Source organism: Macrococcus sp. 19Msa1099 (genome assembly GCA_019357535.2).
Classification (GTDB): Bacteria; Bacillota; Bacilli; order Staphylococcales; family Staphylococcaceae; genus Macrococcoides; species Macrococcoides psychrotolerans.
This window is the reverse complement of sequence record CP079955.1, coordinates 1301489-1320903: the sequence shown is the minus strand read 5'-3', so window position 1 is coordinate 1320903 and position 19415 is coordinate 1301489. Positions and strand designations below refer to the sequence as shown.

Genomic DNA, 19415 nt, shown 5'->3' with positions numbered 1-19415 from the left:
TTGTATGAGAGTTTTAGTACAAAGAGTGAAAGAAGCTTCCGTGAAGAGTGGTGATTATTACGGATCGGTTCAAAAAGGGTTGCTGCTACTTGTCGGTATTCATGAAGAGAGCACTGAACGTGATGCAGATGTACTGGCAGATAAAATTGTGAAATCTAGAATCTTCGAAGATGCTGGCGGTAAGATGAACTTATCTGTTCAGGATATCGACGGAGAAATTTTGTCGATTTCTCAGTTTACACTGTATGCAGATGTAAAAAAAGGAAATCGTCCAAGCTTTACTAAAGCTATGCAGCCACGAAAAGCAGAGCAGTTATACCATTATTTTAATATGCAGCTTAAAAATAAAGGGATGACGGTTGTGCAGGGATGTTTTGGTGAAATGATGGATATTGCACTGATAAATGAAGGACCCGTTACCATCATGTATGAGAGTAAAGATGGTAAGTTAGTATGACGAAGATAAAACTGACGACAAAAGCATTGAAACTATTACTGGCACTTTCTTTGTTGGTATTAATTGTGCTTATTATGTTTGCTTTCATTGCAAAGCAGGAAAACCCAAAACGTTTGTCATTAGTTGAAGACAATTCACTGAGAACTGGTCCGAGTGCGATGTATCCTGAAATCTTCAAAGTTGAAAAAGGTGAGTCCTTCAAAATATTGAAGCAGGATAAAAAATGGTTCTTCGTTCAAAATGATGAGAAAAAAGGATGGATTGCAGGTTGGCACACGAATTTAAATATTAAACGTGACCACGTTCATCAGGAACACCCTTTAAAAAATAAGACCATCATCATAGATGCAGGACATGGTGGTGCAGACCAAGGTGCATCAAGTAGAAATGGTACAAAGGAAAAGGAAATCACCTTAAAGACCGGTCTCATGCTGAGGGATAAGTTACAGGATGAAGGTGCGAATGTAATTATGACGCGCGCAACTGATGAATACGTTAAGCTGAATGACCGTAAAGGAAAGGCTGATGCATTTTTAAGTATTCATGCAGATGCTTTGGAAGGTTCAGCACCACATGGTCTGACGGTCTATTATTATAGAGACTCACAAAAAATGCTCGCTGATACATTGCATATGGCGATTAAGAAAAAAGCGTTATTATCTGATCGTGGTGTAAGGCAGGAGAACTTTCAGGTCATACGTCAGACGAAGCAGCCGGCAGTATTGCTAGAACTTGGATATATAAGTAATCCTACTGATGAACATATGATGAACGACCAAATATACCGTCAGATTACGACGACGAGTATAGTAGACGGTCTTAGAAATTACTTTTCTTATTAACTTGACTTTAAACAGTTAAATTAGTAATATAAACCTAATATTAATTCCATATCAACCGTTATGAGCTTATATATTGTTATTGATTATTTAAAGAGACATCTACAGCTGCTGAAAGTAGATGATTAATGATGACAATGTGAACAATAAGCAAGGTTGCTTTATGAAAGTAAAGCCGTAATGCATGCGTTAAATGTACTAAAGAGGATATTCTTTACTGAATATCAATTTGGGTGGCACCACGAATATTTCGTCCCTTATGCATATGCATAAGGGGCTTTTTTATATTAAGGAGGATAATGATGATTAATATACCAAGAGGAACACAAGATATACTACCTGCTGAAACTGCCAAGTGGCGCTATGTCGAATCAAAGTTGCATAATATTGCAGCAAGTTATAACTATAAGGAAATCCGTACACCAATGTTTGAGTCGACGGATCTCTTCGCGCGTGGTGTTGGAGGTTCTACAGATATCGTTCAAAAAGAAATGTATACGTTCAAAGATAAAGGAGATCGTAGTTTAACATTACGTCCAGAAGGGACAGCAGCTGTTGTAAGAAGTTATATTGAGAATAAGATGAATGGAGATGCTAATCAACCGGTTAAACTTTATTATAATGGGCCAATGTTCCGCTACGAACGTAAACAAAAAGGACGTTATCGTCAATTTGTACAGTTCGGTGTTGAAGCAATCGGTAGTGAAAATCCAGCAATTGATGCAGAAGTTATTCATATGGTGTATAACATATACAAATCATTTGGGTTGAAGCATATTAAGATTGTACTGAACTCAATTGGTGATATGGATAGTAGAGAAGAGTATAAACAGGCGCTCATTGAGCATTTTGAACCACATATCGATAATTTCTGTAATGACTGTAAAAACAGATTACATACGAATCCGATGCGTATCCTGGATTGTAAGGTTGACCATGAGCAGCCTGCAGTTAAAACAGCACCGAAGATTACTGAGTACTTAAACGATTATTCAAGAAATTATTATGAAGAAGTGAAACAATACTTAGACTTGCTAAACATTCCATATATCGAGGATGCAAATTTAGTGCGTGGCCTAGATTACTATACGCATACTGCATTTGAAGTGATGAGTGAAGCGGAAGGTTTCGGAGCGATTACAACACTTTGTGGTGGTGGTCGTTATAACGGATTATTAGAGATGCTGGATGGACCTAAAGAAACAGGAATCGGATTCGCATTAAGTATTGAACGATTATTGCTTGCGATTGAAGCAGAAGGCATTGAACTTGATGTTGAAGAATCAGTAGATATATTTGTTGTAACGATGCCTGAAACTGTGAAAGAAGCAGTTAAGATTGTTGCAGAACTGCGTAATGCAGGTATACGTGCTGATATGGACTATCTCGGACGTAAGATGAAAGGTCAGATGAAGCAGGCCGACCGTATTCACGCAACATACACTGTTGTACTCGGAAGCGACGAAATTGAGACGAATGAAATACAAATTAAAGCGATGCAGACCGGTGAAAGTGAAACAATTAAATTACAGGATATTGCATCATATATTAAAGGAGAATAATGAATGGATAACAGAACAACTTATTGTGGCTTAGTCACAGAATCATATATAGGACAAGAAATTATTTTAAAGGGATGGGTACAAAAACGTCGTGACTTAGGCGGACTAATCTTTATTGATCTACGCGACCGTGAAGGTGTCGTACAGATTGTATTTAACCCGGACTTCTCAAAAGAAGCATTGGCAATTGCTGAAACCATCCGTTCTGAATATGTTATTGAAGTTCATGGTAAGGTAGCGATGCGTGATGAAGCTGTTATCAACCCAAAGATTAAAACAGGTAAAGTAGAAGTTCAGGTTAGTGATGTAACGATTATTAATAAATCTGAAACACCACCATTCCAGATTGAAGCAGAGACTGATAGCTCAGAAGACGTGCGTTTAAAATATCGTTACCTAGATTTACGCCGTGAACCTTTAGCGAACACATTTAAAATGCGTCATCAAATTACACGTGCTGTACGTAACTACTTAGATGAAGGTGGATTTTACGAAGTTGAAACACCTGTACTTACGAAATCTACTCCTGAAGGTGCACGTGATTATCTTGTTCCGTCACGTGTACAAGAAGGAGAATTCTATGCATTACCACAGTCTCCGCAAATCTTTAAGCAGTTATTGATGATTGGTGGATTTGATAAATACTATCAGATCGTTAAGTGTTTCCGTGATGAAGATCTACGTGCAGACCGTCAGCCGGAGTTTACTCAGATTGATATCGAAATGAGCTTTGTTGATCAGGAAGATGTTATGACAATGAATGAAGGAATGCTTAAACGTATTATGAAAGATGTTAAAGGGATCGATATTGTGACACCTTTCCCGCGTATGACGTATGAAGAAGCGATGCGTGATTACGGAATTGATAAACCTGACACACGTTTTGATATGAAACTTGTGACTTTAAATGAACTTGCTTCAAAGATGGAATTTAAAGTATTCAAAGGTGCCGTAGAAAGTGGTGGTGCCGTTAAAGCAATCGTTGTAAAAGGCGCAAGCGATAAATATTCACGTAAAGATATTGATGCGTTACAGGAATATGCAAAGATATATGGTGCGAAAGGGTTAGCATGGGTTAAAGTGACTGAAGATGGATTAAACGGACCGATCGCGAAATTCTTTGAAGAAAGTCATGCATCAGAATTATTAGATGTGACAAATGCAGAGACGGGTGACTTAATATTATTTGTTGCTGATAAGTGGAGTGTTGTCAACGCAAGCCTCGCAAACTTACGTAATAAGCTTGGTAAGGAACTTGGCTTAATTGACGATAATAAATTTAACTTCTTGTGGGTGACAGACTGGCCGTTATTTGAATATGACGAGGAGCTAGATCGCTACTTCGCAGCACACCATCCATTCACAGCACCGAAAAAAGAGCATAGAGAATTATTGAAAACGGACAAAGAAAAAGTACAGGCGAATGCATATGACGTCGTATTAAATGGTTATGAGCTCGGTGGTGGATCAATCCGTATACATGATCAGGAGATGCAGCAGGAGATGTTCGAGGCATTAGGATTCAGTGAAGAAGAAGCACAGGAACAGTTTGGATTCTTAATGGATGCATTTAAGTACGGTGCGCCACCACATGGCGGTATCGCTCTAGGATTAGACCGTATGGTAATGTTATTATCAGGCCGTACAAACTTACGTGACGTAATCGCATTCCCGAAAACTGCAAGTGCAACTTGTTTATTGACAGATGCACCAAGTAAAGTGGACGACAAGCAATTAGAAGAACTTCATATCCAGTTAAATATTGAAAATTCAGAAAAATAGAAAGTTTTTTATTTGCATTATATGAAATATATGATATTATAAAGACATAAGATAGGTGTCTGAAGAGTACGACATTAGTTTTTATATTTTGACCTAACACTTTATGATCAGGGAGCCTAATAGGTTTTCTTACGATGCACACGCCTCTAATGGAGGACTTGCTGAATAAGAAACAGGGCACCCACCTGAATTTATCAGGCCAAAATGATCAACTATACAATGACGGCTCAGTTGGATACTATCGTATTGGCGAAGGACTTATGTCCTTCGTCTTTTTTGTGTTCACAAATTCGAGTTATATGGTAGGATATACATATAATGAAAGAAGAATGGAGAACATTATGAAACATCAATTTTCAAGAAATGAGCTTGCATATGGAAAAGAAGGATTAGATGCATTAAATAAAAAGACGGTAATGGTCTTAGGTGTTGGAGGGGTAGGTTCTTTCGCTGCTGAAGCGCTTGCTCGTACCAATATCGGGCACATTATACTGATCGATAAAGACGATGTAGATATTACAAACGTTAACCGTCAAATTCATGCACTGACGACAACTGTGGGACAATCTAAAGTAACATTAATGGAAGAGCGTATAAAATTAATCAATCCTGAATGTAAGGTGACTTCTCTGCATATGTTCTATACAGACGAAACGTATGAAGAGATATTCGAATATGACATTGATTATGTTGTAGACGCATCAGATACAATCATGTATAAAATTCATTTAATGAAAGAATGTCTAAAGCGTGGTATAAAGATTATTTCGAGCATGGGGGCTGCAAACAAAACGGATCCGACACGTTTCCAGATTGCAGATATCTCGAAGACACATACAGATCCTATGGCGAAAGTAATTCGCACAAAGCTGCGTAAAGAGAAGATTTATAAAGGCATCCCTGTTGTTTTCTCTGATGAAAGTCCGATTGTAATACGTGACGATGTGAAATCGTATGTCGGCAACCCTGATGCTCCGATTCGTAAAGCGCAGATGCCCCCGTCTTCTAATGCTTTTGTACCAAGTGTTGTCGGATTAATTTGTGCGAGCTATGTGGTAAATGATATTTTGAAGGATTTCCCTGTGACACGTGTGAAAGATAAACAAAACAGCAATTGAGGTTGCTGTTTTTTAATGTCATTTTACTAGTAATTTTAGCATTAAATGGATAACTATAGTACAATTAAGTGGTAAAAATGATGGAGGTGTATCATGGAAAGTCAGCAATATAGTCTTGAAGTCACTAATCTTCACAAAAAGATTGGTAAGAAAGAAATTATTAAAGATCTGAACTTCACCGTAAATAAAGGAGAAGTATTTGGCTTCCTCGGTCCGAACGGTGCAGGTAAAACGACGACAATCCGTATGATTGTAGGTCTTACAACACCAACAGAAGGTGACATTAAAGTACTTGGAAAGTCTGTCGTGCACAATCGTTCAGAAATAATGAAAGATATCGGTGCAATTGTAGAAAATCCTGAGCTTTATCCATTTTTATCTGGATATGAAAACTTAAAGCAGTTTGCACGTATGCAAAAAGGAATAACGAAAGCTGATATCGATCGCGTTGTGAAGCTTGTAGGGCTCCAGCCACGTATAAAAGATAAAGTGAAGAAGTATTCACTAGGTATGCGTCAACGTTTAGGTCTGGCACAGGCGCTCTTACATAAACCGAAAATTTTAATTTTAGACGAACCGACAAACGGATTAGATCCGGCCGGAATTCGTGAAATTCGTGACTACATAAAGAAACTCGCTAAAGAAGAAAATATGTCAGTAATCGTATCAAGCCATTTAATGAGTGAGATGGAGCTGATGTGTGACCGTTTCGGTATTATTAAAAATGGTAAGATGGTACAAATTGAAGAAGTCAATAAAGTTGTAACATCAGACACTATTGTTAAACATACGTTAGACTTATATCCTTCTGAACGTGCGCAGGCATTTTTCCAGCGTATTGGTAAACAGTATCATCAAGAAGGTGATACGTTTACAATCGATACCGCAAGTAAAGATATACCGGAATTGATACGTAATATCGTAAAGGATGATATTGATATATATAGTGTTACGAAAGAAAAAGTATCACTTGAAGATCGCTTTATGAATATTACGAATGACGGAGGTGTGCACATTGGGTAAGCTGGTTTATAACGAATGGATTAAATATTTCAATCGACTTGGAACATGGATCATGCTCGGGTTAATCATTTTATTTATGTTGCTGCCTAGTTTACTAACGATGCAGTTTGGTTCAACGAAGTATGACCATAAAACGTATGGTGATAACTGGAAAACTGAAGTAAAAAAAGATATTAAGGATATGCAGACGGAACTTGCAAAAATTAATAAAAAGAAAGAAAAAGATAGAGAAGTAGTAGATTATAATAAACTTGCGACGTATGAAAGTCGTATTTCTGAGTTGTCATTCTACTTGAAAAAAGATGTTCAGCCACCTGCTGGTAATGATGTATATGGTGATATGCTCGGTATCAATGGTTTTATCCCATTAATCGCGATAATGATTACAGTTATGTGTAGCGGATTAATGTCGCGTGAATATCAGCAAGGGACGATTAAACTGTTATTAATACGCCCAGCATCACGACTTAAAATATTTGCATCTAAATTAATATTTGCATTTATTGCATCGTTTTTATTCCTGTTATTTGGTTATGTCGTGAAGCTTATCATTAGTCTTATAACATCTCAAATGAATCCAACAAGTAAGATTGCTGTACAGAGTGGTGAAGAGATGAAGTATAAAATGGTAGAATTCATGCCATTACTGATGAGACATTTTGCAAATGACTATATGTACGTTGTTATATTTGCAGTTATTGCATTTAGTTTATCCGTACTGTTCAGAAATACTTCATTAAGTATCGGTATCGCATTTACGTTAATGTTCTTCGGAGATATCGCTGTCATGTTCTTACAAAGTAAAACTGAACTTGTAAAGTTTTTATGGCCGGCGAACTGGGGACTGAATCAATATAATGTTGATAATATTGCACCACTACCTGTAGACGATATGACGTTTACTTACAGTTTAATTTACAACATTGTTGCACTACTCATTGTAATTATCGTAACTGCTGTTATATTTAAGAAACGAGATGTAGCAAACTAAATCAAAACGACAAAAGCGATTAACGCTTTTGTCGTTTTATATTGTCATAAATCTGTTTGAACTGCTGCTCTGACTTACTCGTTGCTTTTGGTTCGTAATAGTGCTTATGCTTTAATGTATCAGGTAAATACTGCTGCACGACATAGCCACTTTCAAAGCTGTGTGGATATTTATAATCAACACCATTTCCTAAGTCTTTGGCACCTTGATAATGTGCATCCTTCAAATGTTTTGGTATCGCACCGACTTTACCGCTCTTAACATCTTTTAGTGCGTGATCGATCGCACTGATACCAGAGTTTGATTTTGGACTTAAACATAATTCAATCACAGCTTGTGCGAGTGGGATACGTGCTTCCGGAAAGCCTAGACGTTCTGCAGATTCTATCGCAGCGAGGGTTCTTGCACCAGCACCTGGTGAGGCAAGTCCAACGTCTTCATAGCTGATAACGAGCAGACGTCTCGCAATTGTCGGTAAGTCTCCACCTTCAATCAGGCGTGCTAGATAATGGAGACTTGCATCAACATCACTACCACGAATGGATTTCTGAAATGCACTCATTATATCGTAATGCATATCCCCATCTGCATCGAAATTAAAACTCGGTTTCTGCAGACAATCTTTCGCATCCTGTAAAGTAATATGAACAGGGTCATCCTGTGCAGATAAAATTGAAAGTTCCAGTGCATTGAGTGCAGTTCTGATATCCCCGGCAGCACTTTGGACAAAGTGGGAAACTGCATCATCATCAATTTGAACATCTTTTTTACCATACCCATTCACATCATCATTTAAAGCACGCGTCAGCGCCTGCTTTACTTCTTTATCACCATGTGGGTACAGTTCGAAAATTTGTGTCCTGCTACGAATGGCAGGATTAATAGCATGATATGGATTGCTCGTCGTTGCACCAATCAGTATAATACTGCCCTTTTCTAGATGCGGCAGCAAGAAATCTTGTTTTCCTTTATCGAGTCGATGAATTTCATCCAGTAATAATATGACTTGACCGCTCATCTTTGCCTCTTCAGCGATGAGCTGCATATCTTTCTTAGTATTTGTTACAGCATTTAATTGTCTGAATTTAACATTTGTACTTCCAGCGATGGCTTGTGCGATACTTGTCTTGCCAATGCCGGGAGGTCCATATAATATCATTGAGGATAAACGTTTCGACTCAACCATACGTCTAATAATGCCACGGGGACCGACGAGATGTGCCTGTCCGATGATATCATCAATCGTATTCGGTCTCATTCTATATGCTAATGGTTCCAAAAAATCCTCCCCTTTTCATATAAAGTGTACCTTATTTTACATAAAAATGTGATAAAATTGATTTATTGAAAAGGAGCATCTATATAATGAAAATATCAACTAAAGGAAGATATGGTTTAACGTTAATGATATCGCTCGCGAAACGATATGATAAAGGTGAAACTGTATCCTTAAAAACGATTGCAGAAGAAAATCATTTAAGTGACTTATATTTAGAACAACTTGTTGGACCACTTAGAAATGCAGGACTCATTAAAAGTGTACGTGGTGCACGTGGTGGTTATAAGTTGATGAAACATCCGAAAGAAGTGACAACGAGTGAAATTATTCGTTTGTTAGAAGGACCGATTACACCAGTTGAGGGCATTGAAGATGAACCGCCAGCACAGAAACAGTTATGGATTGATATTCGTGATGCGGTGAAGAAAGTCCTTGATGAAACGACATTGTATGACTTAATGCATTATAAAGAAAGCAGTCCGATAGAAGGGTATATGTTCTATATATAATGTTTTGTAATGTTTGATTCTATGTTGTGATAGGGAGTAGATGGCGAATGTCGTGAAAGTTCGTCACCTACAAGCTTTAGGGCGACCACCTGGAAGGTCTAGGTGCCGAACATCGTGAAAGTTCGTCACCTACAAGCGTCAGGACGGCTACCTGGAAGGACTAGATGGCGAATGTCATGAAAGTTCGTCACCTACAAGCTTCAGGGCGACCACCTGGAAGGACTAGATGCCGAACATCGTGAAAGTTCGCCACCTACAAGTGTCAGGGCGACCACCTGGAAGGACTAGATGCCGAACATCGTGAAAGTTCGCCACCTACAAGTGTCAGGGCGACCACCCAAAACATCACCCCCACATATAACACTAAAAAACTCCCAGATCTATGATCCGGGAGTTTTAAATTATGATGTTAGTGCTTTAAACTTACGATAGCTTTCATGCTGTTTATCAATATCATATATATAACTTACAGCGATAAACTCATCTACATTAAATTCTTCTTGAAATGCTTCCAGCTGTGCTTTCACTGTCTCTTCAGAACCGATAAATCCAGTCGCTGTGCGTGACATGGCCATCAATTTCTCTTGCGGACTCCACAGTGCATCCATATTTTCTACAGGTGGCTGCATCGGAATGCGTGCATTTCGGATAATGCTTAAGAACATCTGGTGCATCGTTGTTGCCAGGTATTCTGCTTCTTCGTCTGTTTCTCCGATGATAACATTTGTTCCGACCATAACATATGGTTCTTTCAAATATTCAGAAGGTGTAAATAAATTTCTGTATATCTGAATGGCTTCTTTCATCTGTTCTGGTGCAAAGTGTGATGCGAAAGCATAAGGGAGACCTAATCGCGCTGCTAGATGTGCAGAATCTGTTGAAGATCCTAATATATAGATAGGAACGTTCGTATCTGCACCTGGATATGCTTTGACGTAGCCTTGTTTTTCTTCTGGTCCAAAGTATTGCAATAAGTCTTTCACTTCATCAGGAAATGTGTAGACACTGTCGTGTCTATCACGTCTTAATGCACTTGCAGTCATCATATCTGTTCCAGGTGCACGTCCTAATCCTAGACTTACACGGTTCGGATAGATTGTTGCGAGGGTTCCGAACTGTTCGGCAACAACAAGTGGTGCGTGGTTTGGAAGCATAATACCACCAGAACCAACTTCGATTGTCTGCGTATGTTGTAATACGTGACCGATTAATATGCTCGTTGCAGAACTTACTAAGTTCGGTGTATTGTGATGCTCTGCTATCCAATATCTTCTGTAATCGAGTTCTTCAGCGAGTTGCGCGAGTGCTGTCATTTGTTCTACTGCTTCTTTATTTGTTGAACCTTTTCTAACAGGTGCTAAATTTAATATTGAAACAGGTACTTTAATATTTGCCAATGTTATTCCTCCTAATACTCTCTCATGTATCGCTATTTTAACACTTCGTCAGAAACAATGAATAATAATTTGCTTTAAGTGATATATTTTATACAATGAAGCTGTTCTTATAGTTTTTTTATAGAAAGGGTGTTAATATAAGTTATTGAAAAAATAGAAAGGATGTTCAATATGAAAGTTTATGCAGATTATGCTGCGACGACGCATGTATCACCAACTGTAGCACAAGCGATATATGATGGGATTACTCAACAATTTGGTAATGCATCAAGTATTCACACAGTAGGTCGTGAAGCACGAAAATTGTTAGATGATGCACGTCGAAATATCGCACGTGAATTTAACGTCGATGCGAAAGAGATTATCTTTACGAGTGGCGCTACTGAATCAAATAATACAGCAATAAAAGGAGCGGCATATCGTCATCAGCATAAGGGGAAGCATGTTATTACTTCTCAAGTTGAACATCACGCTGTACTGCATGTCTTCAATAAGTTAGAGCAAGAAGGATTTGAAGTGACGTACTTACCGGTCGATCGTCATGGTGTGATTAATATTGAAGATCTGAAGCATGCGTTAAGAAGCGATACAATACTCGTCTCAATCATGACCGGCAATAATGAAGTCGGCGCGATACAGCCGATTGATGAAATAGGTGAACTATTATATGGGCATCAGGCATTATTTCACACGGATGGCGTACAGGCAGTCGGTCATATGCCACTCGATTTTCGTGCATTGAACATAGATTTGTTCACTTTAACTGCTCATAAATTATATGGACCTAAAGGTGTTGGTTTACTCTATGTTAAACAAGGTGTGGATTTAGAATATCAGCAGCTTGGAGGGTCTCAGGAGACGAAGCGTCGTGCAGGAACGGAGAATATCCCTTATATTCTTGGAATGACACAGGCGATTAAAGAAGCACATGAAAACATGACAGAACGCAATGTGAAACTTGTTAATTTAAAGATGCACTTTATTAATGCATTAACTGAACGTGATATTCCATTCGAAGTAAATGGCGACTTGAACAATCAGTTACCTCACATTCTTAATCTTTACTTTCCGTTTAGTGATGTAGAGATTATGTTAACGCGTCTTGATATGGCTGGTGTATATGTATCAAGCGGTTCAGCGTGCACAGCAGGCAGTATCGAACCATCACATGTCCTCACAGCAATGTATGGTGAGGATAAGCGTACGAAGCAGTCCGTTCGCTTTAGCTTCTCGTACACAATGACAGAAGAAGAAATTGAATTTATCGCACAAAGTATACAGGAAATATATAATAATTAAGGATTGATAACATGGATAACAGTAAAACAAAAGTGGTAGTAGGAATGAGTGGTGGCGTTGACAGTTCTGTTACAGCTTTACTGCTGAAAGAACAAGGGTATGACGTTATCGGTATTTTTATGAAGAACTGGGATGATACGGACGAATTTGGTGTATGTACAGCGACTGAAGATTATGAAGATGTGATTCGTGTATGTAACCAGATCGGCATACCGTATTACGCAGTGAACTTTGAACAGGAATATTGGGACAAAGTGTTTACGTATTTCTTAGATGAATATAAAAAGGGACGTACACCAAATCCTGACGTGATGTGTAACAAAGAGATTAAGTTTAAAGCATTTCTTGAGCACGCAGTGAAACTTGGTGCGGATTATGTTGCAACCGGTCATTATGCGCAAGTAAGACATACAGAAGACGGTGTAGAAATGTTGCGCGGCGTCGATAACAATAAAGATCAGACATATTTCTTAAACCAGTTAACGCAAGAACAACTCTCACGTGTGATGTTTCCACTTGGACATCTGCAAAAGCCTGAAGTGCGTGAAATTGCTTTGAAACATGATTTAGCGACAGCAAAGAAAAAAGATTCTACGGGCATATGTTTCATCGGTGAGCGAAACTTTAAAGAATTTTTAAGTGGATATTTACCAGCACAAAACGGTGAAATGCAGACGTTGGATGGTAAACCGATGGGCACACATAGCGGTTTAATGTACTATACGATTGGACAGCGACACGGATTAGGTATCGGTGGAGACGGAGATCCTTGGTTTGTCGTAGGTAAAAACTTGAAGGATAACGTTTTATATGTTGAGCAGGGATTTGATCATGATGCGTTATACAGTGATTATTTAATCGCATCTGATGTATCGTTTGTAAATCCTGTTGATTTAACGACGCCACTTGAATGTACTGCGAAGTTCAGATATCGTCAGAAAGATACGAAAGTTACAGTTGAAAAAATTGATGATAACACAATTAAGGTAACGTATGCAGAACCTGTGCGTGCAATTACACCGGGTCAAGCTGTTGTGTTTTATGACGGAGAAGTGTGTCTCGGCGGTGCAACAATTGACGATGTATATAAGACGTCAGGACAGTTAGAATATGTAGTACAGAATTAGAAGACAATTTGTCTTCTTTTTTTATAGTTTGATATAATAGTAGTATTTGGAGGTTATACAATGGATGATAATCAGTTAATGGAATTAATTAAGAATAAAAAGTATGAAGCGGCGTTAAAGTTATTATTTGAAGCAATTGAGTCTGAGCCTGAAGAGGTGACGCACTATATTAATGTTGGTACGATCTTGTTTGATACAGGTAAGCTTGAAGAGGCAGAGCGTTTCTTCCAGAAGGCGATCACTGTTAATCCTGAGCATGGTGGCGCTTATTACGGCTTAGCCAATATTTATTATAATGCTGAACGATTTGATGAAGCGGTGAAGTTGTATCAGAAGGCGATAGCGTATGAGCTGCAGGATGCGGATACGTATTATATGCTCGGTATGTCGTTCGTTAATCTAGGTGAGATGAGTAGCGCATTGCCGTATTTGATGCGTGCACATGAGCTAAATGATGCAGATATTGAGATTGCATTCCAATATGGTCTCGTGATGTGTCAGCTTAGTATGTATGGTGACGCTGTCGAGATGCTACAGCGTGTAATGGATCAGGACGCGTCTCATGCGGATGCGTTATATAATTTAACGCTTGCACAATATATGATTGATGAAGATGCAGATAAAGCGATTGAAGGGTTTAAGCGTGTGTTAATGGTGAGTCCGGATCATATGCTTGCTGGTCACGCTGTTAAGCAATTCGAATTACTTAAGGAGGAGTAGCATTGGAAAATATGACTTTGTTTGAGCAATCCTTTGTAAAAGGGACAATAACGAGAATATTATTTTATAACAATGATAATTTCTATACTGTGCTGAAAGCTGAAGTGATTGAATCAAATGAAGATTTCGATGATGATGCTACGATTACAGGATACCTTCCGCAAATTGCTGAAGGTGATACATATACTTTTACCGGGAAGATTGTAACGCATCCGAAGTACGGAAAGCAGCTACAGGCGGATAAATTTGAGAAGGATATGCCACAGTCGCGTGACGGTATTATTCATTATCTATCAAGTGATCTGTTTAAAGGAGTCGGTAAGAAAACAGCGAGAACGATTGTAGAAGTGCTTGGTGAAGATGCACTGAACATTATTCTTGATGATAAAAGTAGTCTTGACCAGGTGCCGAAGTTATCAGATGAGAAGAAAGAATTAATCTATAGTACGATTCATGATAATCAGGCAATCGAGAAGATTATGATTCGACTGAATGAATTTGGCTTCGGGCCACAGCTTGCGATGAAGATTTATCAGTTCTATAAGGACGATACGCTAAAGGTGATTAATGAATCCCCGTATCAACTCGTGATGGATATTGAAGGTATCGGATTTAATAAGGCAGATGAACTGGCAGGGAAACTCGGTATCGATAACAATCACCCAGAACGTCTGAAAGCAGCGCTCGTGTTTACGATAGAACAAGCCTCTAACCAGAATGGACATACATATATTCCGGACCAGGTATTACTTGAAACAAGCTTCAATCTACTGACGAAAAATGGCAGTCAAGTCAATCCTGATCGTCTCGTTATCGCACTCACTGAACTGACAGAGGAACATAAGCTCGTTGAACATGAGAAGAACATCTATATCCCGAGTCTATTCTATTCTGAAACAAAAGCTGTACAAATATTGCATCGATTAATGAATCATAAGGATCAGGTGAAACAATTCGAACAGTCAGAAGTGTTGATGGCAATTGGGGATCTGGAAACCTTGTTTGAAGTCAGCTATGCAGAACGTCAGAAAGATGCACTTGTTACGGCGATGAACGCTAAGCTGATGATTCTAACGGGGGGTCCTGGTACAGGAAAGACAACGGTAGTGCGTGGTATTGTGAATTTATATGCCGAGCTGCATGGCTTAAGTCTCGATTATGATGACTATGACGGACAGGACTATCCTATTGTCGTCGCAGCACCAACTGGTCGTGCATCGAAGCGTCTTCAGGAATCGACAGGACTTGAAGCGACGACGATACACAGGTTAATTGGATGGACGAAAGAAAATAAACCGGACGATGTGCTGGAAACCGAAATTACAGCGAAACTGGTCATTATTGATGAAATGTCAATGGTTGATACGTGGCTCATGTTTCAATTGATGAAGGCTGTACCAAACGATGCCCAGATTATATTTGTCGGTGACCAAGACCAGCTCCCATCGGTCGGTCCGGGGCAAGTATTTAAGGATATGATAGATGCACAAATTATGCCCCAAATTGAGTTGAACGAAGTGTACAGGCAGCAGGAAGGTTCATCAATCGTTGAACTTGCACACCAAATTAAGCGTAATGAACCATTTGATATTACGAAACGCTATAACGATAGAAGCTTTATCCCGTGCTCAAGCAATCAAATACCAGATGTGATTGAGAAAATTGTGCGTAGTGCTGTGAGTAAAGGGTATGATATGCGTGACATACAAGTACTCGTACCGATATATAGAGGACCAGCAGGTATACGTGCGCTGAACAAAGTGCTGCAGGAAATATTGAATCCAAGTGATGAAAACAAGCGTGAACTGCAGTTTGGAGATGTTTGTTTCAGAACGGGTGATAAGGTTCTGCAGCTTGTCAATCGACCTGAAGATAACGTATTTAATGGTGATATCGGAGAAGTTACCGGCATCTTTATGGCAGCTGAGAATGCATTAAACAAAGATGTTGTGATTGTTGACTATGATGGTAGTGAAGTAACGTATACGAAAGCAGAATTAATGGAAGTTACGCATGCATACTGCTGTTCTATTCATAAGTCTCAAGGTTCGGAATTTCCGATAGTAATCATGCCGGTTGTCAATCAGTACTACAGAATGCTGCAGAAGAATATACTATATACCGGATTAACGCGTGCGAAACAATCACTTATTTTTTGTGGAGATATACAGGCTTTTAATGAAGGGATAAAGCGTATCGGTAACGCAAGGTTTACAAGCTTCTATCAGTTCCTTATCGAATATTTTAAGACAGACGAAGCGGATGATACACAGCATGTTAATTCAGATGGAAACATATTGCCATTCAATGTTGGTGAGATGACAGAAGACAATATGCATCTCGTTGATCCGATGATCAACATGGAGGGCATTACACCATATGATTTTATAAGTTGACGATTACTGCTTATTTTTTTATAATTTATGTAATTCAATATACTTTAAAGGTGAGTAAGCAAACCGTACTTTTATAGAGACATATCGGCTGGTGAGAGATATGATGTACGTCTGCTGAAGCTACTTTAATGGTTGTAAGTGAATAACGAATGAGTGATGACTTTGTCATAACTAGGGTGGTACCGCGAACACGTTCGTCCCTTTTTTAGGGAGAGCGTGTATTTTTTTAACTAGAGGAGAAGATAAGATGAAACGTTTAACAGCTGCAGAAATAAGACAGATGTATTTAGATTTCTTTGTAGAGAAAGGTCATATGATTGAACCGTCAGCACCATTAGTGCCAATTGATGACGATACATTATTATGGATTAATTCGGGTGTTGCGACCCTTAAGAAATACTTCGATGGACGTGTGATTCCACGTAATCCAAGAATTACGAACGCACAAAAATCGATTCGTACGAATGATATTGAGAATGTTGGATTCACTGCACGTCACCATACATTTTTTGAGATGCTCGGGAACTTCTCGATTGGGGATTATTTTAAGAAAGAAGCGATTGAATTTGCATGGGAATTCTTAACGAGCGAGCGATGGATGGCCATTGAACCTAAAAAGTTATATGTAACGATCCATCCGGAAGATACAGAAGCATATGATTTATGGGTCAATGATATCGGATTAACAGATGACCATATCACACGTATTGAAGGTAATTTCTGGGATATCGGTGAAGGACCAAGCGGACCAAATACTGAAATCTTCTATGATCGTGGAGAAAGCTATGGCCAAAATGATCCAGCTGAAGAAATGTATCCGGGTGGAGAGAATGAGCGTTATCTAGAAGTATGGAACTTAGTATTTTCTGAATTCAATCATAATCCAGATCATACGTATTCTCCGCTTCCAAAGCAGAATATAGATACTGGGATGGGATTAGAGCGTATGGCGTCTATTTCTCAAGATGTTCCGACAAACTATGATACAGATTTATTTATGCCGATTATCGAAGCAACAGAACAAATTTCAGGGCGTAAATATCGCGATAATAAAGAAGATGATGTTGCATTCAAAGTCATCGCTGATCATATTCGTACGGTAAGCTTTGCTATAGGAGATGGTGCATTGCCTTCAAATGAAGGTCGAGGCTATGTGTTACGTCGTTTATTACGTCGTGCGGTGCGTTTTGCACAGAAGATTGATATTAATAAACCGTTCATGTACGAGCTTGTTGACATTGTAGCTAGCATTATGAAACCATATTATCCTGATGTTGATAAGAATAAGAATTTTATCAAGAAAGTCGTGAAATCTGAAGAAGATCGTTTCCATGAAACTTTAGAAGAAGGTTTAGTGCAGTTCAATGCACTTAAAGATAGTGCTAAAGCTTCTGACAATGTCTTAAAGGGTGAAGATGTCTTCAAACTGTATGATACATTCGGTTTCCCTGTTGAATTAACGGAAGAGCTTGCTGAAGAGGCGGGCGTGAAAGTTGATCATGAAGGTTTTGAAGTGGCGATGGAAGCCCAGCGTACACGTGCCCGCGAAGCACGTCAGAAGACACAAAGTATGCAAGTACAAAATGAGGTGTTATCGAATATTAAAGTTGACAGTAAGTTTGTCGGTTACGATACATTAACGATGGATACTGTCATTACTGCATTATTACAGGATGGTGTTGAAGTAGAAGAAGCAGACGACCGTTCTGATGTGCAGTTCGTCATGGCAGAAACGCCATTTTATGCTGTAAGTGGTGGGCAAGTTGCAGATAATGGTATTGTTACAGGTGAAGGTTTTGAAATCGAAGTGACAGAGGTTACGAAAGCACCGAACGGTCAAAACTTACACACAGGTACAGTGCGTTTTGGTAAAGTAACGAAATCTGCAGTGAAAGCAGCGGTGAATGCAGAATTCAGAACATTCGTCATTAAAAACCACAGTGCAACACATTTAATGCATCAAGCCTTAAAAGATGTGTTAGGCACACACGTTAATCAGGCAGGATCTTTAGTTACGCCTGAGCGTTTACGTTTTGACTTCTCGCACTTCGGACCTGTTACAAAAGAAGAAATTGCAAAAGTTGAACAAATTGTTAATGAAAAAATTTGGCAGAACATACATGTGGAAATCAACGAGATGCCGATTAATGAAGCAAAGACAAAAGGTGCGATGGCATTGTTCGGTGAAAAGTATGGGGACATTGTACGTGTTGTTGAAATGAGTGATTATTCTATCGAACTATGTGGTGGTGTCCATGTCCGTAATACAGGTGAAATTGGATTGTTCAAGATTGTATCCGAATCTGGAACAGGCGCAGGTGTTCGTCGTATTGAAGCTGTTACAAGTAAAGCAGCATTTAATTACTTATCTGAGTTTGTGGATACAGTAGATACGTTATTGCCAGTTGTAAAAGTAAAAGCTAAAGAACAGTTAACTGAAAAAGTAAATGAGATAACTTCAGTGATGAAAGAGCAAGAAAAACAAATTGTTCAGTTGAATAAAGAAATTTCTGCTTTAAAGATGGGTGATATCTCAGATAATATTAAAGAAATCAATGGCATAAAAGTGTTAAGTACTGAAGTAGAAGTACAAGACGCTAAAATGTTACGAGAACTTATGGATGACTATAAATCGAAAGTACAAGATGCAGTCATCTTCCTAGTCGTTGCAACAGATAAATTAAGCTACATGGCGAGCGTTCCTAAGGCTTTAACGGATAAAGTTAAAGCAGGAGACTTAATTAAAGCAGTGGCACAGGAAACTGAAGGTAAAGGTGGCGGACGCCCAGATTCAGCTCAAGGCGGAGCGCCGAACCCTAAAGACGTTACGAAAGCATTACAATTCGTTAATAGTTACATTAATCAATTGTAATTAAAATGTTATCTATAGTATGATGAATGTGTATCAGGTCATAC

Annotated in this window: 15 protein-coding genes and 1 other RNA gene; 14 read left to right on the top strand and 2 right to left on the bottom strand. The window is 38.8% G+C overall.

Annotated features, from left to right (window positions below):
- Positions 1–4: 4 nt before the first annotated feature.
- The 8 genes from dtd to KYI10_06885 all read left to right on the top strand — a co-directional run bounded on the left by dtd (position 5) and on the right by KYI10_06885 (position 7772).
- Positions 5–457: a D-aminoacyl-tRNA deacylase gene (dtd, locus tag KYI10_06920; GenBank protein ID QYA32124.1), complete on the top strand. Its 453-nt coding sequence runs from the start codon at positions 5–7 to the stop codon at positions 455–457.
- Positions 454–1299, top strand: coding sequence for an N-acetylmuramoyl-L-alanine amidase (locus tag KYI10_06915; protein QYA32123.1), 846 nt, complete (start codon positions 454–456; stop codon positions 1297–1299). Before dtd ends, KYI10_06915 begins: the two co-directional genes overlap by 4 nt.
- A 299-nt stretch (positions 1300–1598) precedes the next feature.
- Entirely contained in the window at positions 1599–2858 is a 1260-nt protein-coding gene (hisS, locus tag KYI10_06910; protein ID QYA32122.2) for a histidine--tRNA ligase, read from the top strand.
- 3 nt (positions 2859–2861) lie between these two features.
- The gene (gene aspS / locus KYI10_06905; GenBank protein QYA32121.1) at positions 2862–4640 is read left to right on the top strand and encodes an aspartate--tRNA ligase; all 1779 of its coding nucleotides are present in this window, start codon (positions 2862–2864) and stop codon (positions 4638–4640) included.
- 53 nt (positions 4641–4693) lie between these two features.
- Positions 4694–4882: non-coding RNA, 6S RNA (gene ssrS, locus KYI10_06900), on the top strand.
- Positions 4883–4981: 99 nt separating this feature from the next.
- A complete protein-coding gene (locus tag KYI10_06895) occupies positions 4982–5758 on the top strand; it encodes a tRNA threonylcarbamoyladenosine dehydratase (GenBank protein QYA32120.1) in 777 nt (258 codons plus the stop codon).
- A 93-nt stretch (positions 5759–5851) separates the two neighbouring features.
- Positions 5852–6781 (top strand): ABC transporter ATP-binding protein, encoded by a 930-nt coding sequence (locus KYI10_06890; GenBank protein ID QYA32119.1) that lies wholly within the window; start codon positions 5852–5854, stop codon positions 6779–6781.
- Positions 6774–7772, top strand: a complete 999-nt coding sequence (locus KYI10_06885; GenBank protein ID QYA32118.1) for an ABC transporter permease — start codon at positions 6774–6776, stop codon at positions 7770–7772. The genes KYI10_06890 and KYI10_06885 overlap by 8 nt, the downstream gene beginning before the upstream one ends.
- A gap of 19 nt (positions 7773–7791) precedes the next feature.
- Here the strand turns inward: KYI10_06885 and KYI10_06880 are convergent, their stop codons facing one another.
- Positions 7792–9030, bottom strand: coding sequence for a replication-associated recombination protein A (locus KYI10_06880; protein ID QYA33928.1), 1239 nt, complete (start codon positions 9028–9030; stop codon positions 7792–7794).
- Between the two features lie 107 nt (positions 9031–9137).
- Here KYI10_06880 and KYI10_06875 point away from each other — a divergent pair, with 107 nt between their 5' ends.
- Positions 9138–9560 (top strand): Rrf2 family transcriptional regulator, encoded by a 423-nt coding sequence (locus KYI10_06875; protein ID QYA32117.1) that lies wholly within the window; start codon positions 9138–9140, stop codon positions 9558–9560.
- Between the two features lie 401 nt (positions 9561–9961).
- Here the strand turns inward: KYI10_06875 and KYI10_06870 are convergent, their stop codons facing one another.
- Positions 9962–10957 carry an LLM class flavin-dependent oxidoreductase gene (locus KYI10_06870; protein ID QYA32116.1) on the bottom strand — a complete coding sequence of 332 codons (996 nt, stop codon included), beginning with the start codon at positions 10955–10957 and terminating at the stop codon, positions 9962–9964.
- 171 nt (positions 10958–11128) lie between these two features.
- Between KYI10_06870 and KYI10_06865 the strand changes: the two genes are divergently transcribed.
- The 5 genes from KYI10_06865 (at position 11129) to alaS (ending at position 19371) form a co-directional block, all read left to right on the top strand.
- Complete coding sequence (locus KYI10_06865) at positions 11129–12256, top strand: cysteine desulfurase family protein (protein ID QYA32115.1); 1128 nt, start codon at positions 11129–11131, stop codon at positions 12254–12256.
- Positions 12257–12267: 11 nt separating this feature from the next.
- Positions 12268–13383, top strand: coding sequence for a tRNA 2-thiouridine(34) synthase MnmA (mnmA, locus tag KYI10_06860; protein ID QYA32114.1), 1116 nt, complete (start codon positions 12268–12270; stop codon positions 13381–13383).
- 60 nt (positions 13384–13443) lie between these two features.
- Positions 13444–14103: a tetratricopeptide repeat protein gene (locus KYI10_06855; GenBank protein QYA32113.1), complete on the top strand. Its 660-nt coding sequence runs from the start codon at positions 13444–13446 to the stop codon at positions 14101–14103.
- 2 nt (positions 14104–14105) lie between these two features.
- Positions 14106–16499 (top strand): ATP-dependent RecD-like DNA helicase, encoded by a 2394-nt coding sequence (locus KYI10_06850; protein ID QYA32112.1) that lies wholly within the window; start codon positions 14106–14108, stop codon positions 16497–16499.
- Positions 16500–16746: 247 nt separating this feature from the next.
- Positions 16747–19371 carry an alanine--tRNA ligase gene (gene alaS, locus KYI10_06845; GenBank protein QYA32111.1) on the top strand — a complete coding sequence of 875 codons (2625 nt, stop codon included), beginning with the start codon at positions 16747–16749 and terminating at the stop codon, positions 19369–19371.
- Positions 19372–19415 lie beyond the last annotated feature (44 nt).